This is a genomic window from Protaetiibacter mangrovi, assembly GCF_024752305.1.
In the GTDB taxonomy this organism is placed as follows: domain Bacteria; phylum Actinomycetota; class Actinomycetes; order Actinomycetales; family Microbacteriaceae; genus Homoserinibacter; species Homoserinibacter mangrovi.
Genome location: NZ_JANTHX010000003.1, coordinates 38,805 through 63,113, shown reverse-complemented (window position 1 = coordinate 63,113; position 24,309 = coordinate 38,805). Strand labels below are relative to the sequence as shown.

The 24,309-nt window shown below is 71.5% G+C and carries 21 protein-coding genes and 1 other RNA gene; 9 read left to right on the top strand and 13 right to left on the bottom strand.

The genetic code is table 11. The annotated features are described in order from the left end of the window. Nucleotides 1–84: 84 nt before the first annotated feature. Nucleotides 85–507: an RDD family protein gene (locus NUH29_RS00955; RefSeq protein ID WP_258796992.1), complete on the bottom strand. Its 423-nt coding sequence runs from the start codon at nt 505–507 to the stop codon at nt 85–87. A 143-nt stretch (nt 508–650) separates the two neighbouring features. Here NUH29_RS00955 and glnA point away from each other — a divergent pair, with 143 nt between their 5' ends. Further along, nucleotides 651–2,075, top strand: a complete 1,425-nt coding sequence (glnA, locus tag NUH29_RS00950) for a type I glutamate--ammonia ligase (RefSeq protein ID WP_258797256.1) — start codon at nt 651–653, stop codon at nt 2,073–2,075. 72 nt (nt 2,076–2,147) lie between these two features. Here the strand turns inward: glnA and NUH29_RS00945 are convergent, their stop codons facing one another. The 6 genes from NUH29_RS00945 to NUH29_RS00920 form a co-directional block, all read right to left on the bottom strand. Then, nucleotides 2,148–3,569 (bottom strand): UDP-glucose dehydrogenase family protein, encoded by a 1,422-nt coding sequence (locus tag NUH29_RS00945; protein WP_258796991.1) that lies wholly within the window; start codon nt 3,567–3,569, stop codon nt 2,148–2,150. Between the two features lie 16 nt (nt 3,570–3,585). Next, nucleotides 3,586–4,959, bottom strand: a complete 1,374-nt coding sequence (locus tag NUH29_RS00940) for a glycoside hydrolase family 26 protein (protein WP_258796990.1) — start codon at nt 4,957–4,959, stop codon at nt 3,586–3,588. Between the two features lie 28 nt (nt 4,960–4,987). Continuing rightward, on the bottom strand, nt 4,988–6,481 hold the full coding sequence (locus NUH29_RS00935) for a glycosyltransferase family 2 protein (RefSeq protein ID WP_258796989.1): 1,494 nt from the start codon (nt 6,479–6,481) through the stop codon (nt 4,988–4,990). 380 nt (nt 6,482–6,861) lie between these two features. Further along, complete coding sequence (locus tag NUH29_RS00930) at nt 6,862–7,290, bottom strand: PNPOx family protein (RefSeq protein ID WP_258796988.1); 429 nt, start codon at nt 7,288–7,290, stop codon at nt 6,862–6,864. Continuing rightward, entirely contained in the window at nt 7,287–10,205 is a 2,919-nt protein-coding gene (locus NUH29_RS00925; protein ID WP_258797255.1) for a bifunctional [glutamine synthetase] adenylyltransferase/[glutamine synthetase]-adenylyl-L-tyrosine phosphorylase, read from the bottom strand. Before NUH29_RS00925 ends, NUH29_RS00930 begins: the two co-directional genes overlap by 4 nt. Continuing rightward, on the bottom strand, nt 10,202–11,539 hold the full coding sequence (locus NUH29_RS00920) for a glutamine synthetase family protein (protein WP_258796987.1): 1,338 nt from the start codon (nt 11,537–11,539) through the stop codon (nt 10,202–10,204). The genes NUH29_RS00925 and NUH29_RS00920 overlap by 4 nt, the downstream gene beginning before the upstream one ends. A gap of 47 nt (nt 11,540–11,586) precedes the next feature. Here NUH29_RS00920 and NUH29_RS00915 point away from each other — a divergent pair, with 47 nt between their 5' ends. From NUH29_RS00915 to NUH29_RS00895, 5 genes are read left to right on the top strand one after another with little or no spacing between them, the layout of a single operon-like run. Further along, on the top strand, nt 11,587–13,320 hold the full coding sequence (locus NUH29_RS00915) for an NAD+ synthase (protein ID WP_258796986.1): 1,734 nt from the start codon (nt 11,587–11,589) through the stop codon (nt 13,318–13,320). Then, entirely contained in the window at nt 13,317–14,003 is a 687-nt protein-coding gene (locus NUH29_RS00910) for a lysoplasmalogenase (protein WP_258796985.1), read from the top strand. The genes NUH29_RS00915 and NUH29_RS00910 overlap by 4 nt, the downstream gene beginning before the upstream one ends. 9 nt (nt 14,004–14,012) lie before the next feature. Then, nucleotides 14,013–14,828 (top strand): 3-methyl-2-oxobutanoate hydroxymethyltransferase, encoded by an 816-nt coding sequence (gene panB, locus NUH29_RS00905; RefSeq protein WP_258796984.1) that lies wholly within the window; start codon nt 14,013–14,015, stop codon nt 14,826–14,828. 6 nt (nt 14,829–14,834) lie between these two features. After that, the gene (locus NUH29_RS00900; RefSeq protein WP_258796983.1) at nt 14,835–15,650 is read left to right on the top strand and encodes a DUF72 domain-containing protein; all 816 of its coding nucleotides are present in this window, start codon (nt 14,835–14,837) and stop codon (nt 15,648–15,650) included. Further along, complete coding sequence (locus NUH29_RS00895) at nt 15,647–16,240, top strand: GNAT family N-acetyltransferase (protein WP_258796982.1); 594 nt, start codon at nt 15,647–15,649, stop codon at nt 16,238–16,240. The genes NUH29_RS00900 and NUH29_RS00895 overlap by 4 nt, the downstream gene beginning before the upstream one ends. On the opposite strand, the gene NUH29_RS00890 is transcribed toward NUH29_RS00895, so the two are convergent. After that, the gene (locus NUH29_RS00890) at nt 16,237–16,407 is read right to left on the bottom strand and encodes a methionine aminopeptidase (protein ID WP_258796981.1); all 171 of its coding nucleotides are present in this window, start codon (nt 16,405–16,407) and stop codon (nt 16,237–16,239) included. The two genes, NUH29_RS00895 and NUH29_RS00890, sit on opposite strands and share 4 nt — an antisense overlap. Nucleotides 16,408–16,439: 32 nt before the next feature. On the opposite strand from NUH29_RS00890, the gene map reads away from it, so the two are divergent. The 3 genes from map (at nt 16,440) to cspE (ending at nt 18,424) form a co-directional block, all read left to right on the top strand. Continuing rightward, a complete protein-coding gene (map, locus tag NUH29_RS00885; RefSeq protein WP_258796980.1) occupies nt 16,440–17,324 on the top strand; it encodes a type I methionyl aminopeptidase in 885 nt (294 codons plus the stop codon). Between the two features lie 20 nt (nt 17,325–17,344). Continuing rightward, complete coding sequence (gene ppgK, locus NUH29_RS00880; protein ID WP_258796979.1) at nt 17,345–18,103, top strand: polyphosphate--glucose phosphotransferase; 759 nt, start codon at nt 17,345–17,347, stop codon at nt 18,101–18,103. A gap of 117 nt (nt 18,104–18,220) precedes the next feature. Beyond that, on the top strand, nt 18,221–18,424 hold the full coding sequence (cspE, locus tag NUH29_RS00875) for a transcription antiterminator/RNA stability regulator CspE (protein ID WP_258796978.1): 204 nt from the start codon (nt 18,221–18,223) through the stop codon (nt 18,422–18,424). Between the two features lie 63 nt (nt 18,425–18,487). On the opposite strand, the gene rnpB is transcribed toward cspE, so the two are convergent. The 5 genes from rnpB to NUH29_RS00850 all read right to left on the bottom strand — a co-directional run bounded on the left by rnpB (nt 18,488) and on the right by NUH29_RS00850 (nt 24,309). Beyond that, an RNA gene (gene rnpB / locus NUH29_RS00870) (RNase P RNA component class A) lies at nt 18,488–18,890 on the bottom strand. 29 nt (nt 18,891–18,919) lie between these two features. After that, nucleotides 18,920–19,660, bottom strand: a complete 741-nt coding sequence (locus tag NUH29_RS00865) for a zinc ribbon domain-containing protein (RefSeq protein ID WP_258796977.1) — start codon at nt 19,658–19,660, stop codon at nt 18,920–18,922. 26 nt (nt 19,661–19,686) lie between these two features. Beyond that, nucleotides 19,687–20,505, bottom strand: coding sequence for a Nif3-like dinuclear metal center hexameric protein (locus NUH29_RS00860; protein WP_258796976.1), 819 nt, complete (start codon nt 20,503–20,505; stop codon nt 19,687–19,689). 4 nt (nt 20,506–20,509) lie between these two features. After that, on the bottom strand, nt 20,510–23,398 hold the full coding sequence (locus NUH29_RS00855; RefSeq protein ID WP_258796975.1) for a cytosine permease: 2,889 nt from the start codon (nt 23,396–23,398) through the stop codon (nt 20,510–20,512). Next, nucleotides 23,395–24,309 (bottom strand): DMT family transporter, encoded by a 915-nt coding sequence (locus NUH29_RS00850; protein WP_258796974.1) that lies wholly within the window; start codon nt 24,307–24,309, stop codon nt 23,395–23,397. Before NUH29_RS00850 ends, NUH29_RS00855 begins: the two co-directional genes overlap by 4 nt.

The window sequence follows — 24,309 nt, the reverse complement described above, 5'->3', positions numbered from 1 at the left end:
GCGGAGGCGATCGGGTGCGCCTCGACTCGTGAGCCAGTGTGCTCCGCCCGGTCTACCCCCCGCAAGGGGGTAGACGAGGCCAACTCAGACGCGCACGAGGACGGTTCCCGCGGCCTTGTCGTGCAGGCCGCGCTGATCGCGGTCCCAGATGAGGGCCGGGATCGCCAGACACAGCAGCACCGTGCGCACCGCGGGGCGCCACACGCCCAGATAGCCTCCGCCGAGCGGCACGACGCGCAGCCGCACGATCAGGTGCCCCAGGCTCCCCCCGACGACGAGGAGGAACAGGTACTGCTCCACGGCGAACAGTCCCAGCGTCACGAACGGATCCGTGCCCTGCGAGGTGCGGAAGAACGCCCACGACAGCAGCGTCGCGACCGCCCAGTCGATGAGCAGCGCGACGATCCGGCGCCCCGGGCGGCCGACGGAACGCGGACCCGCCTCCGGGAGGCCGAGACGTTCGCCCGGCCAGCGGTTCGGGATGGGTCCGGGGGCCGGTGAGGTCACGCTTTCCACTCTAGGGAGCACCGCGTAACATGCCGGAAACAAACCGGTCATGGTCGGGAAATCCCGTCCCCATAGCCTCTCAACGGCTGCACCCGCAGCCGACTCGTTCCACGCCCTTGGAGTAATCCCCTATGTCCAAGCCTCTGTTCAGCGACTCGTCCGAGGTGCTGAAGTTCATCAAGGACACGGATGTCAAGTTCCTCGACATCCGCTTCACCGATCTGCCGGGTATCCAGCAGCACTTCAACATCCCGGCCTCGACCGTGGATGAGGACTTCTTCACCGTGGGGCAGCTCTTCGACGGTTCGTCGATCCGCGGCTTCCAGTCGATCCACGAGTCCGACCTGCAGCTCATCCCGGATGTGTCGACGGCGTTCGTCGACCCGTTCCGCACCGAGCGCACCCTCGTGATCGTCTTCGACATCTACAACCCGCGCAACGGCGAGATCTACTCGCGCGACCCGCGTCAGGTCGCCAAGAAGGCCGAGAAGTACCTCGAGTCGACCGGCATCGCCGACACCGCGTACTTCGCCCCCGAGGCCGAGTTCTTCATCTTCGACGACGTGCGCTTCGAGGTGAAGCAGAACAAGAGCTTCTACGAGGTGGACTCCTCCGAGGCGGCCTGGAACTCCGGGCGCGTCGAGGAGGGCGGCAACCTCGCCAACAAGACCCCGTACAAGGGCGGCTACTTCCCCGTCACGCCCGTCGACCAGATGGCCGACCTGCGCGACGACATCGTCCTGAAGCTCACCGACGTGGGCCTCGAGGTCGAGCGCAGCCACCACGAGGTGGGCACCGCCGGTCAGAACGAGATCAACTACAAGTTCGACACGATGGTCCACGCGGCCGACGACATCCTGAAGTTCAAGTACATCGTCAAGAACACCGCGCTCGAGTGGGGCAAGACGGCGACCTTCATGCCGAAGCCGCTCATGGGCGACAACGGCTCGGGCATGCACGTGCACTCCTCGCTGTGGGACGGCGGCAAGCCGCTGTTCTACGACGAGCAGGGCTACGGCGGCCTGTCGGACATCGCGCGCTGGTACATCGGCGGCATCCTCAAGCACGCCGCCGCGGTCGCCGCGTTCACGAACCCGACGGTCAACTCGTACCACCGCCTGATCCCCGGCTTCGAGGCCCCGGTGAACCTGGTCTACTCGGCCGGCAACCGCTCGGCGTCGATCCGCATCCCGATCACCGGCACCAACCCGAAGGCCAAGCGCATCGAGTTCCGCGCCCCCGACTCGTCGGGCAACCCGTACCTCGCCTTCGCGGCGATCCTGATGGCGGGTATCGACGGCATCAAGAACAAGATCGAGCCGCACGAGCCGGTCGACAAGGACCTCTACGAGCTGCCTCCGGAGGAGGCCAAGAACATCCCGCAGCTGCCGGGGTCGCTCGACGAGGCGCTGAAGGCCCTGGAGGCCGACCACGACTTCCTCCTCGAGGGCGGCGTGTTCACCCAGGACCTGATCGACACCTGGATCGACTACAAGCGCGAGAAGGAGCTCCTCCCCTTCGCGCAGCGCCCGCACCCCTTCGAGTACGAGCTGTACTTCGGGGTCTGAGCCGCAGACGCGCAGAAACGGACGGGCCGTCTCCTTCGGGAGGCGGCCCGTCCGCTGTCATCTGCGGCCGGCTCAGACGAGGGCGTCCGCGCGCGCTCGCGCCGGTTCGGCACCCGGCGCCGTGACGCCGGTGCCGAGTCCGATGACGGTCCACCCGGCCGCGGTCCAGCGCTCGCGGTCGAGCTTGTTGCGCGCGTCGACGACAGTGCGCGCACGCACGCGCCTCCCGAGCTCCTCGGGGTCGGCGTCCAGGAACTCGGACCACTCCGTCAGCAGCAGCACGACGTGCGCGCCGTCGACCGCCGTGAGGGTGTCGTCGGCGTAGGAGAGCGTCGGGAACATCCGCCGGGCCGTCTCCCCCGCCTCCGGGTCGAAGACGGTCACCTGGGCACCGCGCAGGTGCAGCGCCGCCGCCACGTTGAGTGCCGGCGAATCGCGGACGTCGTCGGTCAGGGGCTTGAACGCCGCCCCGAGCACGCCGATGCGGGCGTTCAGCACGGAGCCCCCGCACGCCTCCAGCGCCAGGTCGACGACGCGCTGGCGCTGGGCCATGTTGATCTCGTCGACCTGCTCCATGAGACCGACGACCTCGAGCGCGCCGAGCTCGGCGGCTCGGTGCATGAGGGCGCGGATGTCCTTCGGCAGGCACCCGCCGCCGAAGCCGAGCCCCGCGTCCAGGAACCGTCGCCCGATCCGGCCGTCGAAGCCGATGGCGTCGGCGAGGGCGTTCACATCCGCGTCGGCCACCGTGCAGAGCTCCGCGATCGCGTTGATGAACGAGATCTTGGTCGCAAGGAAGGCGTTCGCGCTCACCTTGACGAGCTCGGCTGTCGTGAGGCCCATCGCGAGGAACGGCGCCCCCTCGGCGATCGGCTGGCCGTAGACCTGCCTCATGACCCGCTCGGCGGCCGGCGAGGCTCCGCCGATCACGACCCGGTCGGGGTGGAGGGTGTCATCGACGGCCTTCCCCTCGCGCAGGAACTCCGGGTTCCAGATCAGCTCGGTCGAGACCCCCTCCGGTGCGAGGGCCCCGAGCAGCTCGCGCAACCGCGCCGCGGTGCCCACGGGGACCGTCGACTTGCCGACGACGATGCCGTCGTGGCTGAGCGCACGCGCGATCCCCGCCACCGCCGACTCGACGAAACGCAGGTCGGCGGCGTGGCTCGTCGCCTGCTGAGGCGTCCCGACACAGACGAAGTGCACGTCGCTCATGGCGACCGCCTCCGCGAGGTCGGTGGTGAAGCTCAGCCGCCCGGTCGCGAGGTGGCGCGCGAGCAGCTCCTCGAGACCCGGCTCGAAGAACGGCACACGCCCTCCCGCGAGCAGCTCGACCTTCGCCGGGTCGGTGTCGACCCCGACGACGTCGAACCCGAGCTCGGCCATCGCGGCGGCGTGGGTCGCCCCCAGGTACCCCGTGCCGATCACGCTGATCCGAGGCTTCAGTGCGGCCGCCTCCGGCGTCGCCCCCGTCGTCGCATCCGTCGTCCCCATCATGGTGTCTCCTCCCTCGTCAGCCGAGCGGCTGGGTCTGCACGTCGTCGCCGAGCTCGGCGAGACCGTTCTGGAAGGCCGCGAGCGAGTCGGCCCGTGAATCGATGCGCCAATCGTTGGTCGCCCGTTCGCCCTGCACGTAGGTCGTCACGGCGAGGCTGAACCAGGCGAACCCGACGATGTCGTCGTTGGCCGGGTCGGCGAGGCCGTCGAAGAAGCTGGCCACCCACTCCGGCTTGTGCCCCTCGGTCTCGGACGCCCCCACCTCCGCGAGCACGATCGGCTTGTCGGCGACCTGCCGCAGCTGGGCGAGCGTCGCACCGAACGTCGTGTCGAAGGTGTAGCTGCTCGTGCTCGTGTAGGGCGGGCGCAGGTAGCCCGACATCCCGATCCAGTCGACGTAGTCGTCGCCCGGGTAGAGCTGCTCGGTGAACGCCAGGCCGCGGTTCGCCGAGGGAAGGTTGTCGACGCGGTTCGGCGCCCACACCCAGATCACGTACTCGTTCGCGCCCTCCTGCTCGAAGATGTCGTGCACGTGCTGCCACATCTTCACGTAGTCGCCGGGGCTGTTCCCGTTGATCGAGGCCCCGGATCCGTCGGTCTCCGACCACGGGTACCAGACGCCGTTCATCTCGTGATCGAGACGGATGGCGAGCGGCAGCCCGGTGCTCGCGATCGCCTGGGCGTAGCGGTGCAGGTAGTCGTCGAACGCACCGCCGATGATGCGCGGAAGCGAGTAGTCGGGCTCGTCGACGACGTCGTTCTGGGCCGCGATGGGCCGCGACTCCCAGGTCAGCATCGGCAGCATGCCCCGCGACCAGGAGCGCGTGACCGCGTCGGCACGGAAGTCCTGGTCCCAGCCGCCGAAGTAGCCGACCATGCTCGGCAGCGCCCCCACCTTCTGCGAGGTGGCGTCGAGCGTCGCCCAGTTGTGGGGCGCCTGCTCGGTGTACATGCCGTAGTACATCGCGCTCGGGGACAGCAGTTCGGCCTTCGAGGGCGCGGTGACCGGCGCTGCCGCCGGCTGCGGTGCCGGGGCCGGCGCGGGAGCCGTCTCGAGCGGCGCCGTCGCGGACCGCTCGGAGTTCTGCAGGATGGCCAGCTCCTTCAGGGCGGCCTGGAGCGCGCCGTCGCTGCTGGCGAGCTGCTGCTCGGCGTCGACCTTGCCCTCCGTGAGGGAGCCCACCTGCGCCTCGAGGGCGTCGATGCGCGCCATCAGCCGCTCGCGCTCGTGCGCGGCGTCGGCGGCCTCCTGGACCTTCTCCGCGGCGCGGATCGTCTGCTGCACGGGCGACACGTCGGGCGACGTCCACACGATCGCGCTCAGTGCCGCGAGGGCCAGCACGAGCACGGTCGCCGCGACCGCCGTGACGCGGGAGCGGGTGCGGGACACGGCCCACCAGGAGCGGGCGGCAGTGACACTAGACAAGGAGCATCGCCTCCAGAGCGAAGATCGTGAATCCGATGAGGTACGGGATGGCGGCCAGCGGGTTCGGCCGGCGCCGGCGTCGCGGCTTCCTCGCCGCAGCGGACGGCTCGCTCGGGCTCAAGCCCGTGATCGAGGCGACACCCAGGGGCACGCTCGCCGCGCGGACCAGCACGGCGTTCGCGCGGCTCTGGGACGACCCGGAACCGGCCGCGGCGGGCGACGACGTCTGCTCGGGGTCGCCGCCCGCGTACGCACCCGTGCGGGTCCCCCACCCGCTCGCGTGCGCCATCCGGAAGAACCCGAGCAGCCGGATCGGCATGAGGAAGAACGTCGAGACGATGATGAACACCGGCAGCCGCAGGAAGTCGCTCGGCTTCTCGGAGAGATGCCGCAACTGGCGGATCGCCATGCTGAGCACCGACGAGGCGACCATGAGGGCCAGCACGAAGACCACTCCGGACTGCAGGCCGTACTCCTCGAGGAAGCCGGCGTAGAAGTTGTAGCCCTGCCCGGTCAGGGCGCGGTACGTCCACCCCGCGATCACACCCCAGAGCAGGAACGGGAGCAGGATGTCCATGACGAAGAAGAGCGCGAGCACGGGGGCGTGACCGAGCATCCAGGGCAGCATCCGGAGGGTGTTGTACTGGCTCCCGCGCGCCCAGCGCAGTTGCTGCTTGAACAGCTTCTTCACCTGGAGCGGCGCATCCGTGTAGACGAGGCTCGTGTACTGGTAGACGGTGCGATAGCCCGCCTTCAGCGTCAGGTTGGTCAGCGTGCGATCGTCGGACACCTCGAGGAACACCCCGAGGAAGCGCTGGGTCATGAAGTCGTGCATGACCCGGGTGAGGATCGACCGGCGGAACGCGATCGTGCGCCCCGGCAGGCAGCCGACCTGCCCGAGCACGCTCTGCGCGGGCATCGAGTAGAGGGCCCGGCTGTTCTCGAGCCAGTCGGCCCACCGCGTGATCCAGCTGCGGGTGGGCTCCAGGATGCGCTGACGCGTGGTCACCCCGCCGACGGTCGGATCGGCGAAGGGCTTCACCAGCTCGGCGAGCGTGGCCTCGGTCCACACGGTGTCGGAGTCCACCAGCACGGTGATCTCGCCCCGCGAGAGCTCGGTGCCGATCTTGACCGCGTTGCGCTTGCCGGGGATCGGGGTGTGCACCCACCGCACGAGCGGCGCGAACTCCTCGCACACCTGCACCAGGCCCGGGTTCGGCGCCCCGTTGATCACCACGATGATCTCGTCGGGCCGCTGCTCCACCATCCGTCCGATGACGTCGCGGAAGAGTTCGAGCGGCTCGTCGACCACCGGCACCACGACGCTCGTCGTGCCGCGGAAGGTGCCGGTGAAGGGGCGGTAGCGCGAGGAGATCACGACCTTGAGCACCCACAGGCACCAGATGAGGGCCGAGTACACCGCGAAGAGGTAGAGCTCCGGGTGGCCCTCGATCATGTGCCGCAGCTGCAGCAGGAAGATGAACACAGCGGTCCCCTCTCGTCGTCCGTCCGGTCGGCACGGGGGCCGGTTCCGGTGGATCCGCGACGCTGGGGATCAAGTCCTGTCAGTTCGTTGCTCGATTCTGGGCACGACCTGTCTACCCCCGCAAGGGCGGCACATCGGCGGGCGAGGGAGCCGCTCTCATAGTCGAGCGGGGCTCGTCTCGCGCTGTCCGCCATTCGACCGACACGCCGCGCCTGCAGGCACGCGGGCGTCCGCCTCCGGGGCGCACCCGCGGGAAACCCCCGGTCAGAGGAGACACCCCTGCCGCACCGCGCACGACGGTCCGCGCGTCGCGAGCGCGCGACCGCGAACGAGCGTCCGCCGACCGGCGGACGCAAACGGGGTACAGGAATGCGGGACGCTCAGTCCCGCGAATTCTCATCTTCCGACGACGGCGCCTCGGGCGTGTCGCGCGCGTGCAGGAGCAGGAAGTCGCGTCGCCGGAGCGCCCGCAGGATCCACGAGCGGGGCGGGCCGTACGCGGCGAGCCCCGCCTCGCGGTCGAGAGGGCGCACACCGTCGACGGCGATCTCGCGTCCGCGGTGGATCAGCACCCCGGATCCCGCAGCGCGCAGATTGCGGTACCAGGCCACCTCGGGCCCGTAGGTGAGCTCGGCCACGAAGCCGCCCTCGGTGGGCGCCACGATGATCGGCGTCTCGTAGACCCGGCCCGTCTTCCGGCCGACATGCCGGATCGCCGAGAACGGTCCGCGCCCTCGATGCGCGGCGCGGAGTGCGACGGGGTTGAGCGTGCGACCGAGGAAGCGGAACCAGCGCTCGCGGACGCTCATGTCAGACGCGACCCGTAGAACAGCCGCTCGAACACCTGACGGGCGATGCGGGTCGTGCGCAGGTAGTCCTCGTCGAGTCGGGTGGCGGAGTGCGGCGGGTACTCCATGAGCCGGGCCACCCCCTCGAGCGCCCGCCGATCGGCAGGCAGCACGTCGGCCGTCTTCGCCGTCCACAGCGTCATCGCCGAGCGCGCCCGGGAGGCGATGATCCAGGCTGCCCGCAGCCGCGCGGCATCGGCCTCGGACACGAGGTCGGCCTCGACGGCCGCCGCGAGGGCGTCGAGCGTCGAGGTGGTGCGCAGCTCCGGGATCGCGTGGGCGTGCTCGAGCTGCAGCAGCTGCACGAGCCACTCGACGTCCGACAGCGACCCGCGTCCGAGCTTTAGATGCCGGGACGGATCCGCTCCCTGCGGCAGCCGCTCCGACTCCACGCGCGCCTTGATGCGCTTCACCTCGCGGATCGCGTCTCCGCCGATCGCCGCGGGGTACCGCAGCTCGTCGGCCATCCGTTCGAAGTCGGCGAGCAGGCCCGCATCGCCGGCGATCCCCCGGGCGCGCAGCAGCGCCTGCGCCTCCCAGGTGAGCGACCAGCGCTGGTAGTAGGCCCGGTAGCTGTCGAGCGAGCGCACGATCACGCCGTTGCGACCCTCGGGGCGCAGCCCCAGGTCCAGGTCGAGCGGCAGCCGAAGGTCCTCGGTGAGGCGCTTGATCTCGTGCACGATCTGCTCGGCGCGCTTCTGCGCGACCTCCGGCTCGCAGCCGGCGGGCCGGTAGACGTAGATGATGTCGGCGTCGCTGCCGAAGCCCAGTTCCGCTCCCCCGTAGCGGCCCATGGCGACGATGCCGAACTCGACCTCGTCGCCCCAGCGGTGGGCGAGGCGGAGCGCGCCGCTGAGGATCGCCGTCGTGATGGCCGAGAGCGCGACCCCGAGCTCCTCGATCTCGATGAGGCCCACGATCCCGGCGAGGGCGAGACGCAGCACCTCGCGCCGCCGCGCCGTGCGCAGCGCCGCGGCGGCGGCATCCACGTCACCGGCGTGCCGCGCGAGGGTCGCCTCGGTCTCCTCGAGGAGTTCGTCGAGCCCGCGCGGACGCAGTTCGGCGTCGTTCTCGAGCCAGGCCGCCGCCTCGGGGAAGCGCTCGAAGAGCACGCCCGCGAAACGCGAGCTGGCCAGCACGTGGGTGAGCCGCTGCGCGGCCCCCGACGAATCGCGCAGCATCCGCAGGAACCAGTACGCCTCGCCGAGGTCGTCCGACAGGCGCCGGAAGGCAAGCAGACCGTAGTCCGGGTCGGCACCGTCGGCGAACCACTGCAGCATGACGGGCAGCAGCGTCCGCTGGATCGCCGCACGCCGCGACACCCCTCCCGTGAGCGCCGCGATGTGGTGCAGCGCCCCCCGGGGGTCGTGGAAGCCGATCGCCGCGAGGCGGGCCTCCGCCTGGGCGCTCGTGAGCGCGTAGCCGTCCTCCGGCAGCGCCGCCACCGCCGACAGCAGGGGACGGTAGAACAGGCGCTCGTGCAGACTGCGCACCTTCTGCTGCACCTCGCGCCAGGCCTCCAGGAGGCCGTCGGCCGTGGTGGCGATCCGGGTGCCGCGGGCGAGCGCCCGCTGCTCGGCCTCGCCGCGCGGCATGAGGTGGGTGCGTCGCAGCCGGGCGAGCTGCAGACGGTGCTCGATCAGCCGGAGGAACCGGTAGTCGCGGGCGAACTCCGCCGCCTCGACGCGACCGATGTACCCCCGATCCGCCAGGGCCACCAGGGCGTCGAGGGTGCCCCGCTGCCGGATCTCGGGGTCGACCTGACCGTGCACGAGCTGCAGCAGCTGGATGGTGAACTCGACGTCGCGCAGACCGCCGGGCCCGAGCTTGAGCTGCAGCTCGACCTCGTCGTGCGGGATGTGCTGCAGCACGCGCTCGCGCATCCGCTGCACCGACTCGACGAAACCCTCACGGGAGGAGGCCGCCCAGACCTTCGGGGCGACGCCGGCGACGAACCGCTCCCCGAGCTCGCGATCACCCGCCATCGCGCGGGCCTTCAGCAGCGCCTGGAACTCCCAGCTCTTGGCCCATCGGTCGTAGTACGCCAGATGCGACTCGAGGGTGCGCACGAGGGCGCCGTCCTTGCCCTCCGGTCTGAGGTTCGCGTCGACCTCCCACAGGGGCGGCTCCACCGCGAGCTCCTGGATGGCGTGCATCGTGTCGACCGCCAGGCGGGTCGCGATCTCGATGGCGCGCCCGTCGGGGATGCCGTCGCCGCCTCCCACGAAGATGACGTCGACGTCGCTCAGGTAGTTCAGCTCGCGTGCGCCGGACTTGCCCATCCCGACGATCGCGAGCCGCGTGGCGGCCACCTCGTCGGACGGGAACCGGGAGTCCGCGCGCGCGATCGCGATCGCCGCGTCCAACGCCGCGGCGGCGAGGTCGGCGAGCGCGGCCGCCACCCGGGCGACCGCGTCGATCGGCTCGGCCTGGTCCAGATCCCAGGCGGCGAGCCGGGTCAGCTCGCGCCGATAGGCGATGCGCAGCGCGTTCCGCGCCGCTTCGCCGCCCAGCCCGTCCACGACCCCCACCAGCCGCTCGCGGTAGTCGGCCTCGGATGCGGGTCCGACGATCGGCTCGGCGAGCACGACCGTCTCACCGGGGTGCCGGTGCAGGAAGACCGCCAGCCCCTCCGAGGCGCCCAGCACCTCGATCAGGCGTCGCGCGGCGTCGGTGTCGCCGAGGAGCGCATCGGTCGCCGCCGGATCCTTCTCCCGGAGCGTCACGAGGTGCCGCAGCGCCTGGTCCGGATCCGCCGCCCGCGAGAACAACGGCAGCACGGCGTCCGGGATCTCGGGAAGGGCGGCGGCGGCCTCCCCCAGGTCCGCGAACCCGAGTCGGGCGAGCTCGGTGAGGGTGACCGCGCTGCGGCTCAGAGCGCCTCCAGGTTCGCTTCCAGCTCGAAGGGCGTGACCTGCGCGCGGTAGCCGGCCCACTCGCGCCGCTTGTTGAGCAGCACGTAGTTGAACACCTGCTCGCCGAGGGTCTCTGCCACGAGCTCCGACTCCTCCATGATGAGCAGGGCCCGGTCGAGGCTCGACGGCAGCGCCTGGTAGCCGAGGGCGCGCCGTTCGGCGCTCGTCATGTCGAAGACGTCGGAGTCCGCTTCGGGCGGCAGCTCGTAGCCCTCCTCGATGCCCTTGAGGCCCGCCGCGAGCATGAGCGAGAACGACAGGTACGGGTTCGCGGCCGAGTCGATGCCGCGGTACTCGACGCGGGCGCTCTGCCCCTTGCCCGGCTTGTACAGCGGAACGCGCACGAGCGCCGAGCGGTTGTTGTGCCCCCAGGTCACGTAGCTGGGCGCCTCGTCACCGCCCCACAGCCGCTTGTACGAGTTCACGAACTGGTTCGTGACCGCGGTGATCTCGGGGGCGTGGGTCAGGAGGCCTGCGACGAACTGGCGCCCGATCTGGGAGAGCTGGTACTGCCCGCCCGCGTCGAAGAACGCGTTCGTGTCGCCCTCGAAGAGCGACACGTGGGTGTGCATACCCGAACCGGGATGGGCGGAGAACGGCTTCGGCATGAACGTCGCGTAGACGCCCTGCTCGATCGCGACCTCCTTGATGACCGTGCGGAAGGTCATGATGTTGTCGGCCGTCGTGAGCGCGTCGGCGTAGCGCAGGTCGATCTCGTTCTGACCGGGACCGGCCTCGTGGTGGCTGAACTCGACCGAGATGCCGAGATCCTCGAGCATCCGGACGCTCCGGCGCCGGAAGTCGTGGGCGGTGCCGCCCGGCACGTTGTCGAAGTAGCCGGCCGAGTCGACCGGCACCGGGACGCCGTCCTTCAGCTTGCTCGACTTCAGCAGGTAGAACTCGATCTCGGGATGCGTGTAGAAGGTGAAGCCCCGATCGGCCGCCTTCGCGAGGGTGCGCTTCAGCACGTTGCGCGGGTCGGCCACGGCGGGCTGACCGTCGGGCGTCGTGATGTCGCAGAACATGCGGGCCGTCGGATCGACCTCGCCCCGCCACGGCAGGATCTGGAAGGTCGTCGGGTCGGGATGCGCGAGCACGTCCGCCTCCGAGGCGCGCGTGAGGCCCTCGATCGCCGAGCCGTCGATGCCGACACCCTCGGAGAAGGCCCCCTCGACCTCGGCCGGCGCCAGGGCGACCGACTTCAGGGTGCCCACCACGTCCGTGAACCACAGACGCACGAACTTCACGCCGCGCTCCTCGATCGTGCGCAGAACGAAGTCTCGCTGCTTGTCCATCCGGGTCCCTTCCTCGGCGCACCGCGCGCTCGTCCTAGGCTATCGCCATGCCCCGTCTGCGATTGGCACTTGCGCAATCCAACCCGATGGTCGGCGATCTGGACGGGAACGCCGAACGGATCCTCGCCGCCGCGCGGGATGCGCACGCCGCGGGCGCCGATCTGCTCGCCACGGGCGAGATGGCGCTCACCGGCTATCCGATCGAGGACCTCGCGGCCCAGCCGAGCTTCCTACGGGCCTCCGCCGACGCCGTGCCCGCCCTCGCGGCACGACTCGACGCCGAGGGTCTCGGCGAGCTGATCGTCATCGTCGGGCACCCCGACGGCCCGTTCGAGCCGCGCCTGCTCGGCACGAGCAACGCCCCGACCGCGATCGCCCAGAACTGCGCCTCCGTGCTGCACCGCGGCCGGGTCGTGGCGAGGTACGCCAAGCACCACCTCCCCAACTACTCGGTGTTCGACGAGTACCGCGTCTTCATCCCCGGCGACGAGCTGCTGGTGATGCGCATCCGCGGGGTCGACGTCGCGCTCATCATCTGCGAGGACCTCTGGCGCGACGGCGGTCCGGTGGGGCGCGTGCTCGATGCCGAGGCCGGACTCCTGATCGTGATCAACGCCTCGCCCTTCGAGCGCGACAAGGACGAGGTGCGGCTGCCGCTCGTCACCCGTCGGGCGGTCGAGTCGAGCACGGTCGTGGCCTACGTGAACATCGTCGGCGGCCAGGACGACCTGGTGTTCGACGGCGACAGCGTCGTCGTCGACGAGCAGGGACGGATCCTCGCCCGCGCACCGCAGTTCCGCGAGCACCTGCTGGTGGTCGATGTGCAGGCGGATGGCGCGGGCGACGCGGCGCCCGTCGACGCCGTGCGCCACGTCGCACTCGAGGCGGGCGAGTCGGGTGCGGCGGGCGCTCTCGCCCCCGACGTGGCGGAACTCGGCGACGACCGCGAGCAGCTGTGGAACGCACTCGTGCTGGGCCTGCGCGACTACGTCGAGAAGAACGGCTTCGGGAGCGTCGTGCTCGGTCTCTCGGGCGGCATCGACTCCGCGGTGTGCGCGGCGATCGCCGCCGACGCCATCGGCGCGGATCGCGTGCACGGCGTGTCGATGCCCTCCCGGTACTCCTCGGAGGGCTCCCGCGACGACGCCGACGAGCTCGCCGAGCGCATCGGGCTGCACTACTCGGTCGAGCCCATCGCCGAACTGGTCGCACCCGTGGAGGCGCAGCTCGGGCTCGAGGGCGTCGCGGCCGAGAACGTGCAGGCGCGCATCCGGGGCATCATCCTGATGGCCGAGTCGAACACCCACGGGCACCTGGTGCTCACCACCGGCAACAAGACGGAGCTCGCGGTGGGGTACTCGACGATCTACGGCGATTCCGCGGGGGGCTTCGCCCCGATCAAGGACGTGCCGAAGACGCTCGTCTGGGAGCTTGCGCGCTGGCGGAACGCCCACGCCGAGCTGCGCGGCGAGGTGGCGCCGATCCCCGAGAACTCGATCTCGAAACCGCCGAGCGCCGAGCTGCGCCCCGATCAGACCGATCAGGACACGCTGCCGCCATATCCGCTGCTCGACGCCATCCTCGAGCAGTACGTGACGCACCGGCAGGGCCGCGCCGACATCGTCGCGATGGGCTACGACGCCGAGACCGTCGACTTCGTCACCCGTCTCGTCGACCGCTCCGAGTGGAAGCGCCGCCAGGGGGCGATCGGACCGAAGATCTCGGGGATGGCGTTCGGACGCGATCGCCGCCTGCCGATCACCTACCGGCGGCTCGGATGAGGCGGCCCCGATCGCGCGCCGCCCTCACCGCGATCGCGTTCGCCCCGTTCGGCGTCATCTCGCTCGTGCATCTGGGGCTCAAGCTCGCGGACCTGGTCGACGCGGATCGCGCGACCAAGGGATGGACCGTCCCCGCCCTCATGCTCGGAGTGGTGATCGTGCTGTGGGCCGGTCGGCTGAGCCTGCGCACGTCCGTGCTCGCCCCGCTCATCGCGGCGCTCACCCTCTCCTGGCTCGGAGACATGACCCTGCCCTTCTTCCTCGTGGGACTCGGGTTCTTCCTCGCCGCGCACGTGGCGTACATCGTCGTCTTCCACGTGGCGTTCCGCCGGCGGCCCTCCTGGTGGGCGATCGGCCTGGTCCCGTGGTTCGCCGGTCTGCTCCTCGCGCTCTGGCCGTACCTCGGCGACCTCGTGCTGCCCGTCGCGGTCTACGGCCTGGTGCTCGCGTACATGGCCGCATCGGCGAGCCGCGGCAACGCGTTCACCACCATCGGCGGTGCGCTGTTCGTCGCGAGCGATTCCCTCCTGGCGTTCCGCATGTTCACCCCGCTGTTCCAGACCCCGCCGGAGGACGTGCTCATCATGAGCCTCTACCTCGCGGCGCAGCTCTGCATCACGCTCGGCGTGCTGCGCACCGCGGTGCCGCGCGCGCGGCGGCAGCCCGCCGCGGCCGCCGCCTAGACTGACGCCATGGCAGACGAGGTCGTCAAGAAGGTCCGCACCCGGCATTTCCAGAACGCCAAGGCCAACGGCATCAAGATCACCGGCCTCACCAGCTACGACCAGCTCACCGCGGCGATCTTCGACCGGGCGGGCATCGACTTCCTGCTCGTGGGGGATTCCGCGGGCAACAACGTGTTCGGCTTCGACACGACGCTCCCGGTGACGGTCGACCAGCTGATCCCCCTCACCCGGGCCGTGGCGGGCGCCGTGAAGCGCGCCTTCGTCGTCGCGGACATGCCCTTCGGCTCCTACGAGACGAGCCCCGACGAGGCGCTGCACACGGCGTTCCGGTTCATGAAGGAGACCGGGGCGCACGCGGTCAAGCTCGAGGGCGGCGTGCGGTCGTCCGAGCAGATCCGGCGCATCGTGTCGGCAGGCATCCCCGTGATGGCGCACATCGGGTTCACCCCGCAGAGCGAGCACCAGCTCGGCGGTCACGTCATCCAGGGCCGGGGCGAGCGGATCGAGCAGCTCGTCGCCGACGCGCACGCCGTCGAGCAGGCGGGCGCGTTCGCGGTCGTGCTCGAGATGGTGCCCGCGGAGGCCGCGAAGCGCGTGACGGCGGAGCTCGGCATCCCGACCATCTCGGTCGGCGCGGGTCCGCACACCGACGGGCAGCTGCTCGTGTGGACCGACTGGGCGGGTCTCACCACCGGACGCATCCCCAAGTTCGTCAAGCAGTACGCGAACCTCGCCCAGGTGCTCGGGGACGCCGCGAAGGTCTGGACCGAGGATGTCGCCTCCGGCGTCTACCCCGGCCCCGAGCACTCCTACGACGACTGAGGCATCGTGGCCGTCGCGCGGATCGGGATGGCCGGATGGACCTATGCGCCCTGGCGCGGCGAGTTCTATCCCCCCGGTCTGAAGCAGGCGGACGAGCTGCGCTACGCCGCGGAACGGGTGAGCTCGATCGAGCTCAACGGCTCCTTCTACTCGCTGCAGAAGCCCGCCAGCTGGGCGAAGTGGCGGGCCGAGACACCCGACGACTTCGTGTTCGCGGTCAAGGCTCCCCGCTTCATGACGCACATCCGGCGCCTGTCGGATGTCGCGGAGCCCCTCGCCAACTTCCTCGCCTCGGGGATCCTCGGGCTCGGTCCGAAGCTCGGCCCGATCCTCTGGCAGCTGCCGCCGAGCCTCGACTACGACCCGGAGCTCGTCCGCGCCTTCCTCGCGCTGCTCCCCCACGACACGGAACGCGCACTCGAGGTCGCGCGCGGCCGCGGCGAGCGGATGCGCGGCAAGGAGCTCCTCGAGATCGACGAGCCCCGGGCGCTCCGCCACGCGATCGAGCCCCGCGCGTTCAGCTTCGACGACCAGGAGTTCGCCGACCAGGCGGCCGGGGCGGGGGTGGCCGTCGTGCTCGGGGACACCGCGGGCCGCTGGCCACGGCTCGACTGGGTGACGGCGGACTTCGCCTACGCGCGGCTGCACGGCGACGAGGAGCTCTACACCTCCGGTTACGACGACGCGGGGCTCGACGAGTGGGAGGAGTGGACGCGAGACCACCTCGACCACGACCGCGACGTGTACGTCTACTTCGACAACGATCAGAAGGTGCGCGCACCGTTCGACGCGATGGCGCTTCTGGGACGATTGGCGAGATGACCGATCCGACCCCGCCCTCGCCGTACGTGCTCGCCGAGGCACCCGCCGAACTCCTCCTCGAGACCGAGCGCCTGGTGCTGCGTCCGATCGAGGACGGCGACGTGGTGTCGATGGCGGTCTACCGCGGGGATCCCGAGGTGTGCCGCTACCTTCCGTTCCCGCCGCAGAGCCCCGACGACATCCGCGCGCGCATCGGGCACATCTTCGGCTCGACGACGCTCGCCGGGGAGCGGGGCGGCGTCGCGGTCGCCGTCGTCCGCCGCGACGACGGCGCCCTCATCGGGGATCTGGTGCTGTTCCACCTCGACCCCGCGCACGGCAGCGCCGAGATCGGATGGGTCATCTCCCCCGCCGCATCGGGTCACGGCTACGCCACCGAGGCGGTGCGTGCGCTGCTCGACGCCGCCTTCGGGGTCTTCGGTCTGCGCCGGGTGGTGGCCCGCATCGACGCCGAGAACACGGCGTCGGCGCGGCTCGCGGAGCGGGTCGGGATGCGGCTCGAGGCCCATCTCGTCGAGAACGAGTGGTTCGCGGGCCGTTGGGGCGACGAGCTCGACTACGCGATCCTCGCCCGCGAGTGGCGGGCCTAGCGGTCCGCCTCATCCTCGGCGGCCCAGGCGCGCGCCCGCTCCTGCGCGATCTCGGGAGCGCGGGCCGCGTCCTCGCGGGTCGCGTAGGGGCCGTCGCGCTCGGAGCCCAGCGACTGCGGACCCTCCTCGACCTCACCGGTCCTGTGGTTGTACCACCACTCGGTCATCTGCCCGCCTTCCGCTCGGTACGCTTGAGCCTATGCCTCGCGACGCAGCCGGTCACCTCGTCGCGGGCAGGCTGTCGCCCCTCCGCGCCGTGCCGACCGCCATCCCCCGGCCCGAGTACGTCGGCCGTCCGGGCCCTCGCCCGTTCACCGGATCCGACGTGTACTCCCCCGCGGAGATCGAGCGCATCCGCACGAGCGGACGCATCGCCGCGCAGGCGGTCGAGGCCGTCGGCGCCGCGATCCGCCCGGGGATCACGACCGACGAGCTCGACGCCGTCGCGCACGACTTCCTGGTCACCCACGAGGCCTACCCCTCGACCCTCGGTTACCGCGGGTTCCCGAAGTCGTCGTGCACCTCGGTGAACGAGGTGATCTGCCACGGCATCCCCGACGACACCGTGCTGCAGGACGGCGACATCGTCAACATCGACATCACGGCGTATCACGACGGGATGCACGGCGACCTCAACGCCACGTTCCCGGTCGGCGACCCCGACCCCGCCGCGCTCGACCTCGTGGAACGCACCCGGGAGGCGCTGAACCGCGGCATCAAGACCGTCGCACCCGGCCGTGAGATCAACGTCATCGGCCGTGCGATCGAGAGCTACGCGCGCCGTTTCGGCTACGGCGTGGTGCGCGACTTCACCGGACACGGCGTGGGCAGCGCCTTCCACACGGGCCTGATCGTGCCGCACTACGACGCGGCACCGCGCTACGACACCGTCATGGAGGTCGGCATGGTCTTCACGATCGAGCCGATGCTGACCATCGGCACCGTCGAGCATCCCGGCGGCGTGGAGTGGGACGAGTGGGACGACGACTGGACCGTCGTCACCCGCGACCGCAGCCTGACCGCCCAGTTCGAGCACACCCTCGTCGTCACCGAGACCGGCGCCGAGATCCTCACCCTGCCCTGACCGCATCCGGAGGTACACCCATGAGCACGCTCGCCGTCGGCATCGACATCGGAGGCACCGGCATCAAGGGCGCCCTCGTCGACACCCAGCACGGCGAGCTCGCGAGCGAACGCGTGAAGGTGGCGACGCCGGACGGCGGCGACCCCGACGCCGTGCTCGCCGCGGTGGCCGAGATGGTGGCCGGTTTCGGCGACGATGCGGCGGAGGTGCCCGTCGGCGTGTGCTTCCCCGCGATCGTGAGCCACGGGCGCACCATGTCGGCCGCGAACGTTTCGGATCGCTGGATCGGCCTCGACGCCGAGGGCATGTTCGAGAAGACGCTGCACCGCGGCATCCACTTCGTGAACGACGCGGATGCCGCGGGCGTCGCGGAGGTCAGGTTCGGCGCCGCGGCGGGGGTCGACGGGCTCGTCATCATGACGACGCTCGGCACGGGCATCGGCAGCGCCTTCCTGCACGACGGGGTCCTGGTGCCGAACACCGAGCTCGGGCACCTCGAGATCGACGGCGCGGACGCCGAGTCGCGCGCGTCGTACGCCGCCAAGGAGCGCGAGGACCTCGACTGGGAGGCCTGGGCGCAGAGGCTGCAGCGCTACTACGCCCACGTGGAGTTCCTCTTCTCCCCCGAGCTGTTCATCGTGGGCGGCGGAGTCTCCAAGCACCACGAGGAGTTCCTGCCGCTGCTCGACCTCCGGACACCCATCGTGCCGGCCGCCCTGCGGAACAACGCGGGCATCCAGGGCGCCGCCTGGCTCGCCGCGCGATCGCCCCGTCCGTGAGCCAGGTTTCGGTTCGGTGAAATCTGCCGCATCCCCCTGCCAGGCCGCGTATCCCGTGCACTAGGTTGGGCAGACGCCCCGGTATGTGGGCGCATGCACCAGGAAGAAAGCAGTCACATGCCCACTGGAACCGTGAAGTGGTTCAACGCCGAAAAGGGATTCGGCTTCATCACCCCCGACGATGGCGCTCAGGACGTCTTCGCTCACTACTCCGCCATCGAGGCCAAGGGTTACCGCACCCTCGAAGAGGGGCAGCGCGTCGAGTTCGAGGTCGCCCAGGGACAGAAGGGTCCGCAGGCGGCCAACATCCGGCTCGCCTGACGACGAACTCTCCACCATGAGGAAGCGCCTCCGGGTCACCCCGGGGGCGCTTCCTCTGTGAGACGAACGGGTCGGCCGATACGCCGGGTTCTGTCGGTCGTCCGTGCCTCGCGGCACGATCCGACCGGACGGCCATCTCTCTCGGGACTGCGTCGCCGCAGCCCTCCAGCGGTCTACCCGGTGCCTCGGCGAGCAACCTCATCGGCACCTGTCTGACCTTGCTCCGGGCGAGGTTTACCCAGCGAGCCCGATCACTCGGGCCCCTGGTGGTCTCTTACACCACCGTTTCACCCTTACCGCCCCGCGACGTGCGCGGTGCGGCGGTCTGCTCTCTGTTGCACTTTCTCGCGGATCACTCCGGGTGGGTGTTACCCACCACCCTGCTCTGCGGAGCCCGGACGTTCCTCGGCGCGCGCCCTCCGTCACGAGGGCGGAGGACACGCGACGCGACCGTCTGGCCGGCCCGTTCGCGTCCCCAGGATAGCGGGCGCGAGATCAGAGGCCCGACTCGGCCGTCCGCACGAGCACCGCGCTCGAATCCGGGCACAGCAGCACGTCGTCCGGTGCCGCCGCCCGCACCACGTTGAGGTCCGTCGCGTTCAGGGCGACCCCGCTGGCGCTCGAGACCCCGGCGCGCAGGTGCGAGGCGCCCACGCCGTAGCGGGCGCGCTGCTTCTCGTACAGTTCGAGCAGGTCGGTCGGCACCTTCGCCGAGACGGTCGCCCGGTCGGCGGCGATGTGCGCGCGCTCCTGCTCGATGGATGCGGCCGCACCGTCGCGCGCCGTCGTCGTCGCCGCCGCCTCGGTCTCGTGCGCCTCCAGCTGGAGCCGGATCGACGACAGCGCGGTCTCGAGCTCCTCGACCTTCTCCATCACGACGAGCTCGATCTCCTCGAGCTCGTCGCGGCGGCGGCCGAGCGCGGCGAGCTCCTGCTCGAGCGCCTGCACGTCCTTGACCGACGAGGTCGCCTCGAGGCGACCGCGGTCGCGGGCGATCCTGGCCTCGACGACCGTCACATCCGACTCCACCCGCCCGAGCTCTGCCTGGGCGTCCTCGAGCGCGCCGTTCTGCTCGGCGACCGCACGGCGCAACGACTCGCCGGCGCTGGCGAGCTCGGCGAGGCGCGCCAGCTCGGGCAGTGTGCGCAGGCGGTGGTCGAGCTGCTGGAGGCGGGTGTCGAACTCCTGGAGCTCCAGCAGCAGCGCCTGGTCTTCGGGGGCGGCCTTGAGGCCCATGCTGTTTCCGATCTGTCGTGGTGCGGTCAGACGAGTGCGAAATCCCACGGGTCGGTGCGCAGTTCGCTCACCGTCACCGTGACATCCGGCAGAGCCTCCCGCAGGGCCGCGGCGGCGACGTCGAGCCACAACCACTCGGCCGCCCAGTGGGAGATGTCGAGCAGAGCGGGTCCGCCCGACAGCCGCGCGTCCTCGCGGGCCTCGGAGGCCGGATGATGCCGCAGGTCGCTCGTGATGTAGACGTCCGCCGCGCGGACGGCGGGGTTGGCGAGCAGCGAGTCGCCCGCGCCGGCGCAGACGGCGATGCGACGCACCTCGCCGAAGTAGTCGCCCGCGCCGCGGATGCCCTGCGCGGTGGCGGGCAGGATCTCCTGGAGCCCTCGCGCGAGGTCGCCGAGGGTCATGGGCGCGTCGAGCTCGCCGACGCGTCCGAGCCCCTGTGCGGCGTCGATCGAAGACGGCACCAGCGGCGCGACGTCGTGCAGTCCGAGGCGGCGGGCGAGCACCGCGGAGGTGCCGTCGGCGACGACGTCGGCGTTGGTGTGCGCGGCCAGCAGCGCGCACCCGCCGCGGATGAGTCGGGCGACGATCGCGCCCTTGCTGCGATCCTCGGCGACGGAGGTCACGCCCCGCAGCAGCAGCGGGTGATGCGTGAGCAGCAGCTGCGCGCGTCGATCGAGCGCCTCGTCGACCGTGTCGGCGACGGCGTCGACGGCCAGGTGGATCGCCTCCACGTCGGCGCTCGGGTCGCCCACCACGAGCCCGGGCGCATCCCACTCCTCGGCTCCGGAGAGCGGCCACAGGGCGTGCGCGACCTCGATCACATGTGCGAGAGCGGGAGCCACCGCCTCAGTCTACGAGCGGAGCGGACGCGTTCCCGTCGCCCGGCTGCGCGATATCCCGCTCCTGTCGGCGGATCGCGGGGATCCCCGCGACGAGCGGGAGGAGGAGGCCGAGTGCGAGGGCCAGCAGCACGCCCGCGTCGATCTGGCCGAGGAGGTCGTCGGGGCCGATGCCCACGACCGGGAAGAGGTATCCCTCCCACTCGAGCCCCGGCAGCTCGGCGGAGACGAACCCGAGGCCGATCGCCGAGATCACGAGGAGGCCCACCAGGTTGACCGTGCGCACGGCCGGGTACACGCCTCCCCGCGCGAGCAGCGAGGGCGCATGGAATCGGCGCAGACGGATCATCATCTCGCTCCCGAAGATGCCGGTCCATGCGGCCACCGGCACCGCGAGCGTCGTCATCACATCGCGCACGATGTCGCGCGTGTCGGCGCCCACGAGCAGCAGTCCCGCCGCGAGGGCGGCGACCAGCACCGCGGCCAGGAGCGTCGCGACGGGGCGCGGGAGGCGGATCCCGGTGGCCACGATCGCCAGACCGCCGGAGTACATCGTCACGATCGCGCCGGCGACCAGTCCGAAGGACGCCGCTCCGAGCAGGGGCAGCGCCAGGCCCTCCGGGACGAGGCCCAGCAGGGTCGCGAGCGGAGCCCGGGCCAGCTCACCCGCGAGGGCGGGATCCGATGCCGCGAGCACGGCGCCCCACGACAGGATGGCGAGGGTCGGGACGATCACCCCGAAGCTGCCCCAGAGCATGTTCGCCGCCCCGGAACCCGACGGGCTCTGATAGCGCGCGAGGTCGGAGCTGGACTGCGCCCAGGCGAGTCCGACGATGCTGAAGACCGTCGTGACCCCGCCCGCCACGAGGAGCCACGATCCGTCGTCGGATCGCAGGGCCGTGGGGATGTCGACGTGCGAGGCCGTCAGCCCGATCGTGACGACCACGAGCAGAGTGGAGAGGATCCCGAGCAGGCGCTGCACCCGGTGCAGCAACCCGTATCCCATCACGGCCACGAGGGCGGCGAGCACGGCCCCGACGCCGAGGGCGATGAACGCCGGGATCGCGGGGTCGGCGGCGTCCGGTGCGAGCAGCGCCGCGCTCGTCACGGCGAGCAGCCACAGCAGCACCGCGCCCCACAGCGCACGTCCGATCACGGCCAGGACGGCGGGCACCAGGTTGCCGAGCAACCCGAAGGTCGCGCGCGACACGACCATCGTGGGCTGACCGCTCCACTTCCCGGCGAGCGACCCCAGCCCGAGCGGAAGGGCCGACAGTCCGACGCCCGCGACGATCGCCACGAGCACCTGCCGCAGGCTCATCCCGCCGGTGAAGAGCGCGGCACCCACCGCGACCATGACCACCGACGAGTTGGCGGCGAACCACAACCAGAACAGCCGCGCCGCGTAGCCGGCCCGACGCTCCACGGGCGTCGGCTCCGCCGCGACCGTCTCGACGGCGAAGGCCGGAGGGTCGGAGGGCTGGTCGGCCGCGGGCGGCCCACCGACCGCCACGACGGTGGCGGTCGACACCGGCACCGGAGCCACCGAGGCGACCCCCGCCTGATCCACCGGCACGGGTGCGCCCGCGCGATCCAGGTCGTCGATCCCCTCGACCTCCGGATCGGCGACGGGGGCGTCCGCTGCGAACGCGGACGCCTCGGGCGGCGGGAGCGGCACCGCGGCCACGACCGGGGGCGGGGCGTCCTGGAACGTGGCCGGTGGCGGCAGCACACCGGACGGCGGCGGCAGCAGCGTGACGTCGACCGCCTCCGGGGTCTCGGGCGGCGGCAGCTCGGTGACCGGGGTCGGCGTGAGCGCGCTCGGGTCCAGATCGCCGACCGGCTCGGCCGCCGGCGGCTCCACGAGCGGAGGCGGCGTGAAGGCGGGCGGCGGCGCCGTCAGCCAGGCTTGGTCGTCCGCGGCGTCGTCGTCGAGCGGCGGGAGCTCCTCCGGCTCGGGGGCGGCGACCGGTGCGGGCGGAGCGAAGATCGAGGGCGCCTCGCCCTCGCGCTCCGGGTCCGGAGCGGGAGTCCAGCCCGGCGTGGTCGCCGCCTCGGCCGATTCGGTCGTCCCCGCGGCTTCTGTGGCCTCGTACGCCGCGAGGGCGGCCGCGAGCGCCGATGCGCCCGGCAGCGGCTCCTCATGCGGCGCCTCGACCTCGTCGAGCTGCCACACCGGCGCCTCCGCGGCGTCGACCGGCTCGGACGCGACGGGCGCGTCGACGAGCGCCTCGCCCGGGGCGGGCGCCGCCGCTCCGGCCCACGCGGCCGCCCCGAATGCCGCACCGACGGAGGCGGGGGGCTCATCCGCGTCGAGCACGGGATCCAGCCCCTGGCGCCGGCGGAGCTCGTTCTCGAGCAGCAGGATCGCGTCCAGCGTCGAGCCGGCCGCGGCCTCGTGCTCGACGGTACGGCTCAGCTCCTCGTCGGGGAGAGCGGCCGCGGCATCGGCCGGGTACTCGGCCTCGGCGCGGGCGCTCGGGTCGATCGGCGGCGGCAGCAGGATGCCGTCGATTCCGGTCTCGGGGTCGGATGCCACCTCGTCCGAGGCGATGTACTCGGGTGCCGGCGGCGGGGGCGGGACGGGAACGGGGGGAAGCGCCGGCTCGTGGAGCTCCATCGGGGTGGGCGACTCCTCCGGCGCGCTCTCCGCGCGCTCCGGCGGCGGCACGTCGTGCTGCATCTGCTCGGGGTCCGGGCGGAACGCCGGCTCGGCGTTGACGAGCGGGAGCGTGATCGGTCCGGTGTACATCGCGGTCTGCGCCGCGAGGGCGGCCGCCAGCTCGTCGTCGCTCGTGACGTCGGATGCAGGGTACGGGGGCGGATACGCGCCTCCGCTGCGCTCCGCGTCGTCGGAGTCTCCTCCCGGCGGATCCATGCCCGGCACCTCGGTCATGGCTCGAAGTCTAGGGGCGCTCGTGTCCCGCGGACGGGAGGACGAGCCGTGACGAGCACGACGATGCCCCCCAGGATGGCGAGCACGCCCAGCCAGGCGAGCGGCTCGAGCCGCTCCCCGACCACGGTGACGGCGAGCACCGCGGCGACCACCGGTTCGAGCAGCGCCACCGTGGTGACGGTCGACGAGCGGAGCGCCCGGAGCGCGGCGCCGATCAGCAGGTAGGCGAGGAACATCGGCCCGAGCGCCAGGTAGACGGCGATCCCGATCGACTGAGGGGTCGACAGGAGCGGCGCCCCGGTGACCAGCAGCACGGGGAGCAGCAGCACCGCACCGCCGCCGAAGATGGCGCCCACGGCGCCGCGGGACTCCGCACCCGCGGCGATCACGCGGCCGGAGGCGTAGGTGTACACGCCGTACGCGACGCCCGCGAGCACGGCGAGGAGGACCCCCGGCAGCACGGCATCCCCGCCCTCGCCCGCCGGGCGTCCCAGCACGAGCGCGCTCATCCCCCCGATCGCTGCGACCGTCGCGATCCCCCACCGCGGCGACAGCGGGTGGCGGTCGACCATCCGCTCGAGCACCGCGGCGACGATCGGGCCGGTGCCGAGCGCCACGACGTTGCCGATCGCGACGCCGGCGAGCTGCATCCCGGAGTAGAACGCCAGCGGGTAGACGCCGACGCCGATCGCGCCGATGAGCACCCAGCGACGCGCCCCGGGCAGCGAGCGCACGGCGAGGGAGGCACGAGGAGCGGTCGCGAACAGCAGCAGGCCGCCGATCCCCATGGTCGCCGCACCGGTCGCGAGCGGGCCGACCGACGGCGGCAGGAAGCTCGCCGCGGTGCCCGTCGTGCCCCAGAGCAGCGCGGCCACGACGACGGCCACCACCGCACGCCCCCGTCCCGCCAC

What these genes read in the sequence shown, in the direction of transcription:
- NUH29_RS00855 (WP_258796975.1), bottom strand. Translation starts at nt 23,398, where the DNA reads ATGACCGAGGTGCCGGGCATGGATCCGCCGGGAGGAGACTCCGACGAC.
- ppgK (WP_258796979.1), top strand. Translation starts at nt 17,345, where the DNA reads ATGAGCACGCTCGCCGTCGGCATCGACATCGGAGGCACCGGCATCAAG.
- NUH29_RS00945 (WP_258796991.1), bottom strand. Translation starts at nt 3,569, where the DNA reads ATGATGGGGACGACGGATGCGACGACGGGGGCGACGCCGGAGGCGGCC.
- NUH29_RS00865 (WP_258796977.1), bottom strand. Translation starts at nt 19,660, where the DNA reads ATGGGCCTCAAGGCCGCCCCCGAAGACCAGGCGCTGCTGCTGGAGCTC.
- cspE (WP_258796978.1), top strand. Translation starts at nt 18,221, where the DNA reads ATGCCCACTGGAACCGTGAAGTGGTTCAACGCCGAAAAGGGATTCGGC.
- panB (WP_258796984.1), top strand. Translation starts at nt 14,013, where the DNA reads ATGGCAGACGAGGTCGTCAAGAAGGTCCGCACCCGGCATTTCCAGAAC.
- NUH29_RS00895 (WP_258796982.1), top strand. Translation starts at nt 15,647, where the DNA reads ATGACCGATCCGACCCCGCCCTCGCCGTACGTGCTCGCCGAGGCACCC.
- NUH29_RS00930 (WP_258796988.1), bottom strand. Translation starts at nt 7,290, where the DNA reads ATGAGCGTCCGCGAGCGCTGGTTCCGCTTCCTCGGTCGCACGCTCAAC.
- NUH29_RS00910 (WP_258796985.1), top strand. Translation starts at nt 13,317, where the DNA reads ATGAGGCGGCCCCGATCGCGCGCCGCCCTCACCGCGATCGCGTTCGCC.
- map (WP_258796980.1), top strand. Translation starts at nt 16,440, where the DNA reads ATGCCTCGCGACGCAGCCGGTCACCTCGTCGCGGGCAGGCTGTCGCCC.
- NUH29_RS00915 (WP_258796986.1), top strand. Translation starts at nt 11,587, where the DNA reads ATGCCCCGTCTGCGATTGGCACTTGCGCAATCCAACCCGATGGTCGGC.
- NUH29_RS00890 (WP_258796981.1), bottom strand. Translation starts at nt 16,407, where the DNA reads ATGACCGAGTGGTGGTACAACCACAGGACCGGTGAGGTCGAGGAGGGT.
- NUH29_RS00920 (WP_258796987.1), bottom strand. Translation starts at nt 11,539, where the DNA reads ATGGACAAGCAGCGAGACTTCGTTCTGCGCACGATCGAGGAGCGCGGC.